The sequence below is a fragment of the Mesorhizobium kowhaii genome, from assembly GCF_003253745.1.
GTDB classification, from domain to species: Bacteria; Pseudomonadota; Alphaproteobacteria; order Rhizobiales; family Rhizobiaceae; genus Mesorhizobium; species Mesorhizobium kowhaii.
In genome coordinates this window covers 355804-371095 of sequence record NZ_MZXV01000062.1, presented here as the reverse complement: position 1 = coordinate 371095, position 15292 = coordinate 355804, and the positions used below count along the sequence as shown (strand labels likewise).

The 15292-nt window shown below is 63.0% G+C and carries 13 protein-coding genes; 12 read left to right on the top strand and 1 reads right to left on the bottom strand.

All coding sequences use genetic code 11. From position 1 onward, the window contains the following. Nucleotides 1-8: 8 nt before the first annotated feature. The 12 genes from nuoF to B5V02_RS29730 all read left to right on the top strand — a co-directional run bounded on the left by nuoF (nucleotide 9) and on the right by B5V02_RS29730 (nucleotide 14314). On the top strand, nucleotides 9-1313 hold the full coding sequence (nuoF, locus tag B5V02_RS29785) for an NADH-quinone oxidoreductase subunit NuoF (RefSeq protein ID WP_111547562.1): 1305 nt from the start codon (nucleotides 9-11) through the stop codon (nucleotides 1311-1313). Nucleotides 1314-1390: 77 nt separating this feature from the next. Next, nucleotides 1391-2086, top strand: a complete 696-nt coding sequence (locus B5V02_RS29780; protein ID WP_111547561.1) for an NADH-quinone oxidoreductase subunit E — start codon at nucleotides 1391-1393, stop codon at nucleotides 2084-2086. A gap of 73 nt (nucleotides 2087-2159) precedes the next feature. Beyond that, nucleotides 2160-4241, top strand: a complete 2082-nt coding sequence (gene nuoG / locus B5V02_RS29775; protein WP_111547560.1) for an NADH-quinone oxidoreductase subunit NuoG — start codon at nucleotides 2160-2162, stop codon at nucleotides 4239-4241. A 2-nt stretch (nucleotides 4242-4243) separates the two neighbouring features. Next, nucleotides 4244-5287 (top strand): NADH-quinone oxidoreductase subunit NuoH, encoded by a 1044-nt coding sequence (gene nuoH, locus B5V02_RS29770; RefSeq protein WP_111547559.1) that lies wholly within the window; start codon nucleotides 4244-4246, stop codon nucleotides 5285-5287. Further along, a complete protein-coding gene (nuoI, locus tag B5V02_RS29765) occupies nucleotides 5287-5778 on the top strand; it encodes an NADH-quinone oxidoreductase subunit NuoI (RefSeq protein WP_023812382.1) in 492 nt (163 codons plus the stop codon). Before nuoH ends, nuoI begins: the two co-directional genes overlap by 1 nt. 129 nt (nucleotides 5779-5907) lie before the next feature. Beyond that, nucleotides 5908-6528, top strand: coding sequence for an NADH-quinone oxidoreductase subunit J (locus B5V02_RS29760; protein ID WP_111547558.1), 621 nt, complete (start codon nucleotides 5908-5910; stop codon nucleotides 6526-6528). 1 nt (nucleotide 6529) lies between these two features. Continuing rightward, nucleotides 6530-6838 carry an NADH-quinone oxidoreductase subunit NuoK gene (gene nuoK / locus B5V02_RS29755; protein WP_023676620.1) on the top strand — a complete coding sequence of 103 codons (309 nt, stop codon included), beginning with the start codon at nucleotides 6530-6532 and terminating at the stop codon, nucleotides 6836-6838. 10 nt (nucleotides 6839-6848) lie between these two features. Next, nucleotides 6849-8822 carry an NADH-quinone oxidoreductase subunit L gene (nuoL, locus tag B5V02_RS29750; RefSeq protein WP_111547557.1) on the top strand — a complete coding sequence of 658 codons (1974 nt, stop codon included), beginning with the start codon at nucleotides 6849-6851 and terminating at the stop codon, nucleotides 8820-8822. Then, complete coding sequence (locus B5V02_RS29745; protein WP_111547556.1) at nucleotides 8822-10327, top strand: NADH-quinone oxidoreductase subunit M; 1506 nt, start codon at nucleotides 8822-8824, stop codon at nucleotides 10325-10327. Before nuoL ends, B5V02_RS29745 begins: the two co-directional genes overlap by 1 nt. Nucleotides 10328-10345: 18 nt before the next feature. Then, on the top strand, nucleotides 10346-11782 hold the full coding sequence (nuoN, locus tag B5V02_RS29740) for an NADH-quinone oxidoreductase subunit NuoN (protein ID WP_111547555.1): 1437 nt from the start codon (nucleotides 10346-10348) through the stop codon (nucleotides 11780-11782). A gap of 5 nt (nucleotides 11783-11787) precedes the next feature. Further along, a complete protein-coding gene (locus B5V02_RS29735; RefSeq protein ID WP_111547554.1) occupies nucleotides 11788-12609 on the top strand; it encodes a biotin--[acetyl-CoA-carboxylase] ligase in 822 nt (273 codons plus the stop codon). 34 nt (nucleotides 12610-12643) lie between these two features. Next, nucleotides 12644-14314, top strand: coding sequence for a ribonuclease J (locus B5V02_RS29730; RefSeq protein WP_111547553.1), 1671 nt, complete (start codon nucleotides 12644-12646; stop codon nucleotides 14312-14314). Nucleotides 14315-14330: 16 nt separating this feature from the next. Here B5V02_RS29730 and B5V02_RS29725 read toward each other — a convergent pair whose 3' ends face one another. Beyond that, nucleotides 14331-15200: an MBL fold metallo-hydrolase gene (locus tag B5V02_RS29725; protein ID WP_245446263.1), complete on the bottom strand. Its 870-nt coding sequence runs from the start codon at nucleotides 15198-15200 to the stop codon at nucleotides 14331-14333. Nucleotides 15201-15292 lie beyond the last annotated feature (92 nt).

Genomic DNA, 15292 nt, shown 5'->3' with positions numbered 1-15292 from the left:
GACGAAAAATGCTTCAGGACAAAGACCGCATCTTCAACAACATCTACGGCCTCTTCGACAAGTCGCTGGCCGGCGCGATGGCGCGCGGCGCCTGGGACAACACGCCCGGTATCGTCGCCAAGGGGCGCGAGTGGATCGTCAACGAGATGAAGGCGTCAGGCCTGCGCGGACGCGGTGGCGCCGGCTTCCCGACCGGCCTGAAATGGTCGTTCATGCCCAAGCAGAGCGACGGCCGGCCGAGTTACCTCGTCATCAATGCCGATGAATCCGAGCCCGGCACCTGCAAGGATCGCGACATCCTGCGCAATGACCCGCACACGCTGGTCGAGGGTGCGCTGCTCGCCGGCTTCGCCATGGGCGCGATTGCCGCCTACATCTATGTTCGCGGCGAGTTCATCCGCGAGCGCGAGGCGCTGCAGCGGGCCATCGACGAGGCTTACGAAGCCAAGCTGATCGGCAAGAACAACACGTCCGGTTATGACTTCGACATCTACATGCATCATGGCGCCGGCGCCTATATCTGCGGCGAGGAGACGGCGCTGCTCGAAAGCCTCGAAGGCAAGAAGGGCCAGCCGCGGCTGAAGCCGCCATTCCCGGCCAATGTCGGCCTCTATGGCTGCCCGACCACGGTCAACAATGTCGAATCGATCGCCGTTGCGCCGACCATCCTGCGCCGCGGCGCAGCCTGGTTCTCGTCCTTCGGCCGGCCCAACAATGTCGGCACCAAGCTGTTTTGCATTTCCGGCCACGTCAACAATCCGTGTACGGTCGAAGAGGCGATGTCGATCCCATTCCGCGAGCTGATCGAGACGCATTGCGGCGGCATTCGCGGCGGCTGGGATAATCTCTTGGCGGTCATTCCGGGCGGCGCCTCGGTGCCGCTGGTGCCGGCCGAGCAGATCATCGACACGCCGATGGATTTCGATGCGTTGCGCGACCTCAAATCCGGCCTCGGCACGGCGGCTGTCATCGTCATGGACAAGTCGACCGATATCGTGAAGGCGATCGCGCGGCTTTCCTACTTCTACAAGCATGAGAGCTGCGGCCAGTGCACGCCGTGCCGCGAAGGTACCGGCTGGATGTGGCGGGTGATGGAGCGGCTGGTGCGTGGCGAAGCGCAGAAGCGCGAGATCGACATGCTGCTCGACGTCACCAAGCAGGTCGAAGGCCACACGATCTGCGCGCTGGGCGACGCGGCGGCATGGCCGATCCAGGGCCTGATGCGGCATTTCCGCGGCGAGGTGGAACGGCGCATCGACGAGTTTTCGCGCAATGCGCACCGGGCCGAACCGGTGATGGTGGCGGCGGAATAGAGAATTTGTGAATGCGGGCGAAAGCCCGAAGCGAGACAACCGGGGCGGGCGAACGAAGAAACGACCAGGAGATATCTATGGCGCCGTATTCGACACCCTACTCATTGATGCCCAATGTGGACCAGTTCGACAAGATGAACCAGGACCTGACCAGGATGATGCCGAAGGAGATGGTAAGTGCCGTCAACCTTTTCGCGCACCCCGTGGCGGGTGCCGCGGCGATGTCGGCGCTCGGTATCGGGCTGGTGAATCACGCCTTCGGCGTCTGGTTGGGCGCTCTCTCGGGGGCGGCCGAAGCCTCGCAACGGCTGCTGCAGCCGATCGTCGATGATTTCGAGGCGCGCACCGAGCGCTTCTCGGAGACGGAAAAGAACGCTTCCAAGGCTCGCGCGGCGACCAAGACCCTGATCGCCGAAGCGCAATCCTTCGCGCAGGACGTGACTGACATGGTTGCCAGGGAGGCTGCCGACACAGTGCCGGTCGTCGACGCAGGCCCGATGGCGGGCGCGGCTCCAGCCGGGTTGATGCCGGAGGATTTCAGGCAGCCAAAGGCTATGGACAAGCCCGCGAAGCCGTCGGACCTCAAGGCGATATCGGGCATCGGCCCGAAGCTGGAGACGGTTCTCAATGGCCTGGGTATCTGGACATATGCCCAGATCGCGGCATGGGCGCCGGAAGAGGTTGCCTGGGTCGAGGACTATTTGTCGCTCACCGGCCGCATCGGCCGTGACGATTGGACTGCCCAGGCGGCGGCACTCGCCGTCAGGAAATGAATGAAATGCCGGCTACGGTTTCGACCGCGCCCGGGACAAGAGATTGCGGGAAATCCGCAGGGGTTTGAGGCGAATGGCAAAGCTCAAGGTCGACGGGAAAGAGATCACTGTACCCGACCACTACACGCTGCTGCAGGCGGCGGAAGATGCTGGCGCGGAAGTGCCACGCTTCTGCTTCCATGAGCGGCTGTCGATCGCCGGCAATTGCCGCATGTGCCTGATCGAGGTGAAGGGCGGGCCGCCGAAGCCGCAGGCCTCCTGCGCCATGGGCGTGCGCGACCTGCGCCCCGGCCCGAATGGCGAGCTGCCGGAAATCTTCACCAACACGCCAATGGTCAAGAAGGCCCGCGAGGGCGTGATGGAATTCCTGCTGATCAACCACCCGCTGGATTGCCCGATCTGCGACCAGGGCGGCGAATGCGACCTGCAGGACCAGGCAATGGCCTTCGGTGTTGATTCCTCGCGCTATCACGAGAACAAGCGCGCGGTCGAAGACAAGTATATCGGCCCGCTGGTCAAGACGGTGATGAACCGCTGCATCCATTGCACGCGCTGCGTCCGCTTCACCACGGAAGTCGCCGGCATTTCCGAACTCGGCCTGATCGGCCGTGGCGAGGACGCCGAGATCACCACCTATCTCGAACAGGCGATGACCTCGGAGTTGCAGGGCAATGTCATCGACCTTTGTCCAGTTGGCGCGCTGACCTCCAAGCCTTTCGCCTTCCAGGCGCGGCCGTGGGAGCTGACCAAGACCGAATCCATCGACGTGATGGATGCTGTCGGCTCGGCGATCCGCGTCGACTCCAGAGGCCGCGAAGTGATGCGCATCCTGCCGCGCGTCAACGAGCAGGTGAACGAGGAGTGGATATCCGACAAGACCCGCTTCATCTGGGACGGTCTGCGCACGCAGCGCCTCGACCGCCCCTATGTGCGCAAGGACGGCAAGCTGGTTCCCGCGAGCTGGGCCGAGGCTTTTTCGGCGATCAAGGATGCGGTGTCGAAGGCGGCACCCGAGAAGATCGGCGCCATATCAGGCGATCTCGCCGCGGTCGAGGAAATCTACGCGCTGAAGCTGCTGATGGCTTCGCTCGGTTCGAAGAACACCGACTGCCGTCAGGATGGCGCGGCACTTGATCCGGCGCTCGGCCGGGCGAGCTATATCTTCAACCCGACCATCGAGGGCATCGAGCAGGCGGATGCAGTGCTGATCATCGGCGCCAATCCACGCTATGAAGCTTCGGTGCTCAACGCCCGCATTCGCAAGCGCTGGCGGATCGGCAATCTGCCGGTCGGCGTCATCGGCGATATCGGCGACACCCGCTACGACTATGAACAGCTGGGCGCCGGACCGGATTCGCTGAAGGATCTGGCCGATGGCAACGGCAAGTTCTTCCAGACGCTGAAGAAGGCGACGCATCCGCTGATCATCGTCGGCCAGGGCGCGCTGGCGCGCGCCGATGGCGCGGCTGTGCTCGGCCAGGCGGCGAAACTCGCCGCCGCCGTCAACGCCGCAAGGGCGGACTGGAACGGCTTTGCCGTGCTGCACAATGCGGCCGGGCGCGTCGGCGGCCTCGATCTCGGCTTCGTGCCGGGCGAGGGCGGCAAGAACGTCGCCGGCATGCTGGGCGAGATGGAGCTGCTGTTCCTGCTCGGCGCCGACGAGATCGACATGGCCAAGACCGGCGGCGCCTTCGTCGTCTATATCGGCACGCATGGCGACCAGGGCGCACACCGCGCCAATGTCATCCTGCCGTCGGCTGCCTACACCGAAAAGTCGGCCACCTACGTCAACACGGAAGGGCGCGTGCAGCAGACCAACCGTGCCGGCTTCGCACCGGGCGACGCGCGCGAGGACTGGGCGATCCTGCGGGCGCTGTCGGATGTGCTGGGCAAGAAGCTGCCGTTCGATTCGCTGCCGCAGCTGCGTGCGAAGCTCTATGGCGAATACCCGCATCTGGCCCGCATCGATCAGGTCGCGGCCGCCAATGCCGAGGACATCACTGAGGTGGCGAAGCTCGGCGGGCGGCTGAACAAGGGCACCTTCACCTCGCCGGTCACGGACTTCTACCTGACCAACCCGATCGCGCGGGCATCGGCCGTGATGGCGGAATGCTCGGCACTGGCCAAGAGCGGCTTCAAGCAGGCGGCGGAATAAGCATGGACACTTTCTTCTCCTTCTACGTGCTGCCGGCGCTGCTGATCCTTCTCAAGTCAGTCGTGCTGATCGTCGTGCTTTTGATCTTCGTCGCCTACATCCTCTACGCCGATCGCAAGATCTGGGCGGCGGTGCAGCTGCGCCGTGGCCCGAACGTCGTCGGCCCCTGGGGTACACTGCAGGCCTTCGCCGACCTGCTGAAGTTCGTCTTCAAGGAACCGGTCATCCCGTCCGGCGCCAACAAGGGCGTGTTCCTGCTGGCACCGCTGGTCTCGGCGGTGCTGGCGATCTCGGCCTGGGCGGTCATTCCGGTCAACCAGGGCTGGGCGATCGCCAACGTCAATGTTGGCATCCTCTATGTCTTCGCCATCTCCTCGCTCGAGGTCTATGGCGTGATCATGGGCGGCTGGGCGTCGAACTCGAAATATCCGTTCCTCGGCGCGCTGCGTTCGGCCGCGCAGATGGTGTCCTACGAAGTCTCGATCGGCTTCGTCATCGTCACCGTGCTGCTCTGCGCCGGTTCGCTCAACCTGTCCGACATCGTCTTGTCGCAGCAGGATGGGCTGGGCACCAAGCTCGGCCTGCCCAACACCTTCCTCGACTGGCACTGGCTGTCGCTGTTCCCGATGTTCATCATCTTCTTCATCTCGGCGCTGGCCGAGACGAACCGGCCGCCTTTCGATCTGGTGGAAGCCGAATCGGAACTGGTCGCCGGCCACATGGTCGAATATTCGTCGACGCCGTTCCTGCTGTTCTTCCTCGGCGAGTATGTCGCCATCGTGCTGATGTGCGCGCTGGCCACCATCCTGTTCCTCGGCGGCTGGCTGCCGCCCTTCGACTTCGCGCCGTTCACCTGGGTGCCGGGCGTCATCTGGTTCGTGCTGAAGGTCTGCTTCGTGTTCTTCGGCATCTCCATGGTGAAGGCCTTCGTGCCGCGCTATCGCTACGACCAGCTGATGCGGCTCGGCTGGAAAGTGTTCCTGCCGATCTCGCTGTTCATGGTGGTCGCCACCGCCGCCTTCCTCAAGATCACGGGGTTTGCGTGATGTCCGCTCTGTCTCAAGCCGCAAAATCGCTGCTGCTGCAGGATTTCGTCAGCGCCTTCTTCCTGTCGATGCGCCAGTTCTTCGCACCGAAGGAGACGATCAACTATCCGCACGAGAAGGGGCCGACCAGCCCTCGCTTCCGTGGCGAGCATGCGCTGCGCCGCTATCCCAACGGCGAGGAGCGCTGCATTGCCTGCAAGCTGTGCGAGGCGATCTGCCCGGCGCAGGCGATCACCATCGAGGCCGGTCCGCGCCGCAATGACGGCACGCGCCGCACGGTGCGTTACGACATCGACATGGTGAAGTGCATCTATTGCGGCTTCTGCCAGGAAGCCTGCCCGGTCGACGCCATCGTCGAGGGGCCGAATTTTGAATTCGCGACGGAGACGCGCGAGGAACTTTACTACGACAAGGACAAGCTTTTGGCGAATGGCGACCGATGGGAGCGCGAACTGGCGCGCAACATCTCGCTGGACTCGCCGTATCGCTGATATTTGACGCATGGACGGGGCGAGGGGCCTCGTCTAAGGACAACGCGGCTTCGGTACACCGGAGGCGGAACGAAGCCAAAGAAGCGGACATGGCGAGAGCCGGTCCGGACAGGAACCCGGGGGAACCCCATGCTGAGTGGACTAGAGGCGGCCTTTTTCTACCTCTTCGCCTTTGTCGCGGTGGCGTCGGCGTTCATGGTCATTTCGTCGCGCAACCCCGTGCATTCGGTGCTGTTCCTGATTCTGACCTTCTTCAACGCCGCCGGCCTGTTCATGCTGACGGGGGCCGAGTTCCTGGCGATGATCCTGCTCGTCGTCTATGTCGGCGCGGTCATGGTGCTGTTCCTGTTCGTCGTCATGATGCTCGACGTCGACTTCGCCGAGATGAAGGAAGGCGCGCTGCAGTATGCGCCGATCGGCGCGCTGGTCGGGCTTGTCCTGGCGGCGGAACTGATCGTCGTGCTCGGCGGCTACACATTTGCGCCGCGGCTCGCCTCCACAGTCTCGAAACCCATTCCGGACCTCGCCACGCGCTCGAACACGGCCGCACTCGGCGACATCCTCTACACGGACTACCTCTACTACTTCCAGATCGCCGGCCTCGTGCTGCTGGTCGCCATGATCGGCGCCATCGTCTTGACGCTGCGCCACAAGGAAGGGGTCAAGCGGCAGTCGATCTCAGCCCAGGTCGGCCGCACCGCGGCGACCGGCATGGAAATCCGCAAGGTCAAGTCGGGCGAAGGAGTCTGAGATGGTCGTCGGCATCGCACATTATCTGACCGTATCGGCGATCCTGTTCACGCTCGGCGTGTTCGGCATCTTTTTGAACCGCAGGAACGTCATCGTCATCCTGATGTCGATCGAGCTGATCCTGCTCGCGGTCAACATCAACTTCGTCGCCTTTTCGGCGGCACTCGGCGATCTGGTCGGCCAGGTGTTCGCGCTGTTCGTGCTGACGGTCGCGGCGGCTGAAGCCGCCATCGGACTTGCCATTCTCGTCGTCTTCTTCCGCAACCGCGGCTCGATCGCGGTCGAAGACGTCAACATGATGAAGGGTTGACGGAACCACCATGTATCAGGCCATCGTCTTCCTCCCCCTCATCGGCTTCCTGATCGTCGGCCTGTTCGGTACGTCGCTCGGCGCCAAGGCATCCGAATACATCACCTCAGGCTTCCTGGTGATCGCCGCGGTGCTGTCGTGGGTTGCCTTCTTCACCGTCGGCTTCGGCCATGGCGAGGTGTTCACCGTGCCGGTGCTGCGCTGGATCCAGTCGGGCGGGCTTGAAGCGTCCTGGGCGCTGCGCATCGACACGCTGACGGTGGTGATGCTGGTGGTGGTCAACACGGTGTCGGCGCTGGTCCATATCTATTCGATCGGCTACATGCACCATGATCCGAACCGGCCGCGCTTCTTCGCCTTTCTGTCGCTGTTCACCTTCGCCATGCTGATGCTGGTGACCGCCGACAATCTGGTGCAGATGTTCTTCGGCTGGGAAGGGGTGGGTCTCGCCTCCTACCTGCTGATCGGCTTCTGGTACAAGAAGCCGTCGGCCAATGCCGCCGCCATCAAGGCCTTCGTCGTCAACCGCGTCGGCGATTTCGGCTTCGCGCTCGGCATTTTCGGCCTCTTCGTGCTGTTCGGCTCGGTCAATCTCGGCACCATCTTCGCCAATGCGGCGACCTTCATTCCCGCTGAAGGTGCGCCGCAAGGTGCCGCCGTGCTGACCTTCCTCGGCCATGCGCTCGACAAGCAATCGGCAATGACGGTCGTCTGCCTGCTGCTGTTCATGGGCGCCATGGGCAAGTCGGCTCAGGTGCCGCTGCACACCTGGCTGCCGGACGCCATGGAAGGCCCGACGCCGGTGTCCGCGCTGATCCATGCCGCCACCATGGTGACGGCCGGTGTGTTCATGCTGGCGCGGCTGTCGCCGCTGTTCGAACTGTCGCATTCGGCGCTGACGGTCGTCACCTTCATCGGCGCCTTCACCGCCTTCTTCGCGGCGACCGTCGGCCTCGTCCAGAACGACATCAAGCGCGTCATCGCCTATTCGACCTGCTCGCAGCTCGGCTACATGTTCGTGGCGCTCGGCCTTGGCGCCTATGGTGCAGCGATCTTCCACCTGTTCACCCATGCCTTCTTCAAGGCACTGCTGTTCCTCGGCTCGGGCTCGGTCATCCATGCCGTCTCCGACGAGCAGGACATGCGCAAGATGGGCGGCCTGCGCAAGCTGATCCCGACCACCTACTGGATGATGGTGATCGGCACGCTGGCGCTGACCGGCGTCGGCATTCCGGTGACGGTCATCGGCACGGCCGGCTTCTTCTCCAAGGACGCCATCATCGAGAGCGCCTTTGCCGGTCACAATTCGGTTGCGGCCTTGGCCTTCGTGCTTTTGGTCATCGCCGCCTGCTTCACCTCCTTCTATTCCTGGCGGCTGATCTTTATGACCTTCCATGGCAAGCCGCGGGCGAGCCATGAGGTGATGCACCACGTCCATGAATCGCCGCCTGTGATGCTGGTGCCGCTGTTCATCCTGGCCGCCGGCGCGCTGTTCGCCGGCATCATCTTCCACAACGCCTTCATCGGCGAGGGCTATGCCGAGTTCTGGAAGGCATCGTTGTTCACCTTGCCGAACAATCACATCCTGCACGAGATCCACGAACTGCCGCTGTGGGTGGAACTGGCGCCGTTCATCGCCATGCTCATCGGTTTTGCGATCGCCTGGAAGTTCTACATCCGCTCGCCGGAAATGCCCGTCAATCTCGCCGCGCACCATCGCGGGCTCTACGCCTTCCTGCTCAACAAATGGTACTTCGACGAGCTTTACGACTTCCTGCTCGTGCGGCCCGCCAAGCGCGTCGGCCATTTCCTGTGGAAGACCGGCGACGGCACCATCATCGACGGTCTTGGTCCTGATGGCATCTCGGCGCGCGTCGTTGATGTCACTGACCGCGTCGTCAAGCTGCAGACCGGCTACCTCTACCACTATGCCTTCGCCATGCTGATCGGCGTTGCCGCACTCGTCACCTGGATGATGCTCTGATGACCGCCTGGCCAATCCTCTCGCTGGTCACCTTCCTGCCGCTGGTTGGTGTGCTGCTTATCCTGTTCATCAATGATGACAGTGACAATGCGCGCCGCAACATCCGTGCCATCGCGTTGTTGACGACGACGTTCACGTTCATCATCTCGCTTTTCATCTGGACCGGCTTCGACAATTCGCAAGCCGGCTTCCAGTTCGTCGAGAAGGTTGCCTGGCTCGATTCCGGCATCTCCTACCATATGGGTGTGGACGGCATTTCGATGCTGTTCGTCATCCTGACGACCTTCCTGATGCCGCTCTGCATCCTGGCCTCGTGGGAAGCCATCGAGAAGCGCGTCAAGGCCTACATGATCGCCTTCCTGCTGCTCGAGACGCTGATGATCGGCGTGTTCTGCGCGCTGGACATCGTGCTGTTCTACGTCTTCTTCGAGGCCGGCCTGATCCCGATGTTCATCATCATCGGCGTCTGGGGCGGCAAGCGGCGCGTCTACGCCTCGTTCAAGTTCTTCCTCTACACGCTGGCCGGCTCGGTGCTGATGCTGCTCGCCATCATGGCGATGTTCTATCAGTCCGGCACGACCGACATCCCGACGCTTTTGACGCACAATTTCCCGGCCAACATGCAGACCTGGCTATGGCTCGCCTTCTTCGCGTCCTTCGCGGTGAAGATGCCGATGTGGCCGGTGCATACCTGGTTGCCGGACGCGCACGTCGAAGCGCCGACGGCGGGCTCGGTGATCCTGGCCGCAATCCTGCTTAAGATGGGCGGGTATGGCTTCCTGCGCTTCTCGCTGCCGATGTTCCCGCTGGCGTCGGAAATGTTCGCGCCGCTGGTGTTCACACTGTCTGTCGTCGCCATCATCTACACCTCGCTGGTGGCGCTGATGCAGGACGACATGAAGAAGCTGATCGCCTATTCCTCTGTCGCCCATATGGGCTTCGTGACCATGGGCATCTTCGCCATGAACCAGGAAGGCGTGCAGGGAGCCATCTTCCAGATGCTCAGCCACGGCCTCGTCTCCGGCGCGCTGTTCCTGTGCGTCGGCGTCATCTACGACCGCATGCACACGCGCGAGATCGACGCCTATGGCGGCCTCGTCAACAACATGCCGAAATACGCCACCGTGTTCATGGTCTTCACCATGGCCAATGTCGGCCTGCCCGGCACCAGCGGCTTCGTCGGCGAGTTCCTGACCATGCTCGGCGTCTTCCGGGTCAACACCTGGGTGGCGTTCTTCGCCGCCACCGGCGTCATCCTGTCGGCGGCCTATGCGCTGTGGCTCTATCGCCGGGTGATCTTCGGCGCGCTGACCAAGGACAGCCTGAAGGGCTTGCTCGATCTGTCGCCACGCGAGAAGGTGATCATCTACCCGCTGGTCGTGCTGGTCATCTTCTTCGGCGTCTATCCGGCACCCGTCTTCGACGCGACGGCCCAATCGGTCAAGTCGCTCGTCACCAATGTCACTGCATCCATCGGCGCCGCGCAGACCGCGGCGGCGAACTGACCAGGGGTTTTGCGAACCATGACGCCGGACCTTCTCTCCAGCCTGTCGCTCTCGACGCCAGAGCTGATCCTTGCCATCGGCGCGCTGGCGCTGCTGATGGTCGGCGCCTATTCGCGCGCCAACACCGTCAACACGGTGACCGGCCTTGCCGTCGCCGTGCTGGTGATCGCCGGTGCCTGGCTGATCTTCCACACCGGGCAGGGCAGCGCCTACGGCAACGCTTTCATCCAGGATTCCTTTGCGCACTTCATGAAGGTGCTGGCGCTGACCGGCTCGGCGGTGACGCTGGTGATGTCGATGCGCTTTGCAAAGGCGGAGCATTTCGACAAGTTCGAATATCCGGTGCTGGTGCTGCTCAGCACGCTCGGCATGATGCTGATGATCTCGGCCAACAGCATGATCGGGCTCTATCTCGGCCTCGAACTGCAATCGCTGGCGATCTATGTGTTGTGCGCGATCAATCGCGACAATCTGCGTTCGACCGAAGCTGGCCTCAAATATTTCGTCCTCGGCGCGCTGTCGTCGGGCATGCTGCTCTACGGCATCAGCCTGGTCTACGGCTACACCGGCAACACCGGCTTCCAGGAGATCGCTTCGGCGCTGGGCAGCGGCGAGCGCCAGCTTGGCCTTGTTTTCGGCCTGGTCTTCGTGCTGGCCGGCCTTGCCTTCAAGATCTCGGCGGTGCCGTTCCACATGTGGACGCCCGACGTCTACGAAGGCGCGCCGACGCCGGTGACGGCCTTTCTGGCTGCGGCGCCCAAGATGGCGGCGATGGCGCTGATGGTGCGCGTCACCATGGGCGCGTTCAAGCCGATCGCCTCCGACTGGCAGCAGATCATCGTCTTCATCTCGATCGCCTCGATGGCGCTCGGCGCCTTCGCGGCGATCGGCCAGACCAACATCAAGCGGCTGATGGCCTATTCCTCGATCGGCCACATGGGCTACGCGCTGGTCGGCCTTGCCGCCAACAGCCAGGCGGGCGTGCGTGGCGTTGCGATCTACATGCTGATCTACCTGGTGATGACGCTCGGCACCTTCGCCTTCATCCTCGCCATGCGGCGCAAGGAGGGCAATGTCGAGCAGATCAGCGACTTGGCCGGCCTGTCGTCGACCAACCCGATCATGGCGACGATCCTGACCATCCTGATGTTCTCGCTGGCCGGCATTCCGCCGCTCGCCGGTTTCTGGGGGAAATGGTACGTCTTCCTCGCCGCCATCAACGCCAATCTCTACGCGCTGGCGATCATCGGCGTGCTGGCCTCGGTGGTAGGCGCCTATTACTATCTGCGCATCATCAAGATCATGTGGTTCGACGAGCCGGTTGGCGGCTTTGTGCCGATGGCGACGGAATTGCGCCTCGTGCTCGGCGTCAGTGGCGCCTTCGTGCTGTTCTATGTGCTGATCGGCGGGCCGATCGGCACCTATGCCGAAGCCGCCGCCAAGACATTTTTCTAAACGGCATGGCATTTCGGCTGGCTCCAACCTCGGCGTCGGAAGGGTTCCGGCTCGAGGCGCATGACAGCGTCGGCTCCACCAACGCGCTGGCGCTGGACCATGCCCGGGCAGGCGACCCGGGCAGATTGTGGGTCGTTTCCAAGAAGCAGGAGAGCGGGCGCGGACGGCGAGGCCGCGTCTGGGCGACGCCGGAAGGCAATCTGGCGGCGACGCTGCTTGTCATCACCACTGCCGAGCTTCGCCTTGCCGCGACGCTTGGCTTCGTTGCCGGGCTGGCGTTGGCCGATGCACTCGACGCGGTCGTGCCGAAGGGGCGGATCGCCATCGGCCTCGACGGCGCAAGTGCGGGCAAAAACCGTTTCGAGCTGAAATGGCCGAACGACGTGCTTGCCTCCGGCGCCAAGCTGGCCGGCATCCTGCTGGAATCGGCGATCCTGGACGGCGGCCGTTTCGCGGTGGCGGTCGGCATCGGCGTCAATGTTGTGGCATATCCTGAGGATTTGCCTTATCCGGCAACATCATTGCGCGCGCTGGGCGCGACATGCGATGCGGAAACATTGTTTCTGGCGCTGTCGGATGCCTGGAGCGAGAATGCCCGGTTGTGGGATGAAGGGCGCGGACTTGCCGCCGTCAGGCGACGCTGGCTAGCACGCGCGGCGGGGCTAGGCGGCGAGGTTGCTGTCAGAATTGACGGTAATGTGGTGCGTGGGGTGTTTGAAACCATTGACGAGGACTGCCGTTTCGTGATCCGCGACGATGAAGGTTCTATTCTGACGATCGCCGCCGGCGACGTGCATTTCGGCGCGGTCGCGTCTGCCCGCGTCTAACGGGCTTGGCCTGAGGGCCAGGAAGGGAAAAATCATGGCGAAAGCCGAAAACGCCGAACTCGTCTTCGTGCCGCTCGGCGGCGTCGGCGAGATCGGTATGAACTTCGCCCTCTACGGCTACGGTCCGCCGAGCGCGCGCGAGTGGATCGTCATCGATGTCGGCGTGACCTTCCCCGATGCCAGCCTGCCCGGCGTCGACCTTGTGCTGCCCGACACGCGCTTCATCGAGGAGAACCTCGCCAATCTGCGCGGCATCATCATCACACATGCGCATGAAGACCATTATGGTGCGCTGCTCGACACCTGGCCGAAGCTGAAGGCGCCGGTGTGGATGACGCCGTTCAGCGCCGGCCTGCTCGAAGCCAAGCGGCAGGGCGAGCAGGGCGCGCCGAAGATCCCGCTGACCATTTACAGGGCGGGCGAGAAATTCACTGTCGGCCCGTTCGAGATCGAGGCTATCCCGGTCGCACACTCCATCCCCGAGCCGATGTCGCTGGCCATCACGTCGCCGGCCGGCACCGTCATCCACACCGGCGACTGGAAGATCGATCCGGAGCCGACGATCGGCCCAAAGACCGACGAGGCGCGGTTCCGCGCCTACGGCGACAAGGGCGTTCTGGCGCTGATCTGCGATTCGACCAATGCGCTGCGGGAAGGCGAGTCACCCTCGGAAGTGGCCGTCGGCGAGGGCCTGAAGGGCGTCATCCAGGCCGCCAAGGGCCGCGTCGCCGTCACCACTTTCTCCTCCAATGTCGGCCGCATCGTCTCCATTGCCAAGGCGGCGCGCGATGCCGGCCGCCAGTGCCTGGTGCTCGGCCGCTCGCTGAAGCGGGTCATCGATGTGGCTGATGAACTCGGCTACATGGACGGGCTGCCGGAGTTCATCGCCGAAGAGGATTTTGGCTTCATCCCGCGCGAAAACCTGGTGATCATCTGCACCGGCAGCCAGGGCGAGCCGCTGGCGGCGCTGGCCAAGCTGTCGCGCGAAGAAATGAAGTCGGTGTCGCTGACGGCTGGCGACACGGTGGTGTTTTCGTCGCGCACGATTCCCGGCAACGAAAAGGCGATCCTCGAGATCAAGAACCGCCTGATCGACCTGGGCATCAAGATCATCGAGGACGGCGATGCGCTGGTGCATGTTTCCGGTCACCCGCGGCGCAGCGAATTGCGCAAGATGTATGAGTGGGTGCGCCCGCAGATCGGCGTTCCCGTGCATGGCGAGGCGGCGCATCTGGTGGCGCAGGGGTCGCTGATGTCGACCTCCGGCATCGGCCAGGTGGCGCAGGTGCGCGACGGCGACATGCTCAGGCTCGCTCCCGGCCCCGCCACCATCATCGACCAGGTGCCGTTCGGCCGCATCTACAAGGACGGCAATTTGATCGGCACCGATCAGGCGATGGGCATTCGCGACCGGCGCAAGCTGTCCTTTGCCGGCCATGTCGCGGTCAATGTCGTGCTCGACGACAAATATGAGCTTGCCGGCGATCCCGATCTGGTCGCCATCGGCGTCGCCGAGGCCGATGCGAGCGGTGAGACGCTCGAGGATCTGATGATCGATGCGGCTGTCGGCGCGGTGGATTCGATCCCCCGTCAGCGCCGAAAAGACCTCGACCTGGTGCAAGAGGCGGTACGGCGCGCTGTGCGCGGCGCTGCCAACGAAGCCTGGGGCAAGAAACCGCTGGTGACGGTGTTTGTCACCCGGTGAGGGTGGCAGCCGGTCGCTACACGTTCAGCTGGTAGCTGACGGGAAGCCAACGAAAAGAACCGTTCACTGGCTCGATGTAGCCCAGTCCTGGAAATGGCATGTGATGGCCAGCGATCAGCAGACGCTGCTCTGCGGCCATCTTTAGCAGTCGCTTGCGGGTCTCGACGGCTTGCTCTTTGTCATCATCCAGATCAGCACGCCACTCCGGCCGTTGGATGGACACGACATAATGCAGGAAGGCGTCCGACCAGATGAGCAATTGCTGGCCGTCGCTTTCGACGAGAAACGCCAGGAGCCCGGGGGAATGACCGGCTGCGTCGATGGCGGTAATGCCTGGCACAACCTGATCTCCGTGCGCTATGAATGTCACCTGGTCTGTAAGGCTGCTGCAAATTCGTCTGAATAGATCACGGTTGGCCAATCTGGCCTCGCGCACCGCATTCCCCCCGGTCCAGAAGCTGAATTCCGCCGCGCCGAATACATAGCGTGCCCGCCTGAAAACGGGTTCGCCATTCTTCACAAGCCCTCCGATGTGATCCGGGTGCCCGTGGGTGATAATCACCACATCGATGTCACCCGGTCCGAGCCCAAGGTCCTGTAGGCATTCCAGAAGTGAACTGTCCTCGTCTCCGCATCCGGTGTCGAACAGGATCTTTTCGGAACCGGTGTCGATCAGCGTTGGGATGAAGCAGTGCTCGTAGCGATCGCGGTCGATGAAGTTCGAGGCGGCGAGTTCGTGCACTGCGGTTGGCGAGTGTCCGGGTGCCAGGGCCGATGCAAGGTTGTCGCGAACATCGACGGCATCGAGCAAAGTGGCAACTTTGAATGAGCCAAGGCTGAATATGAAAACGCGTGGGCGGGCAGGGCGGGTGTCGAACATTGCCATTTGTACTTCGCAGTTGCCGATTGGAACAGCCTGGGTCGCGATTTTGAAACTTTCCACTCGTTCGAGGGAATTCGAAGACGGCTCGTCAAAGT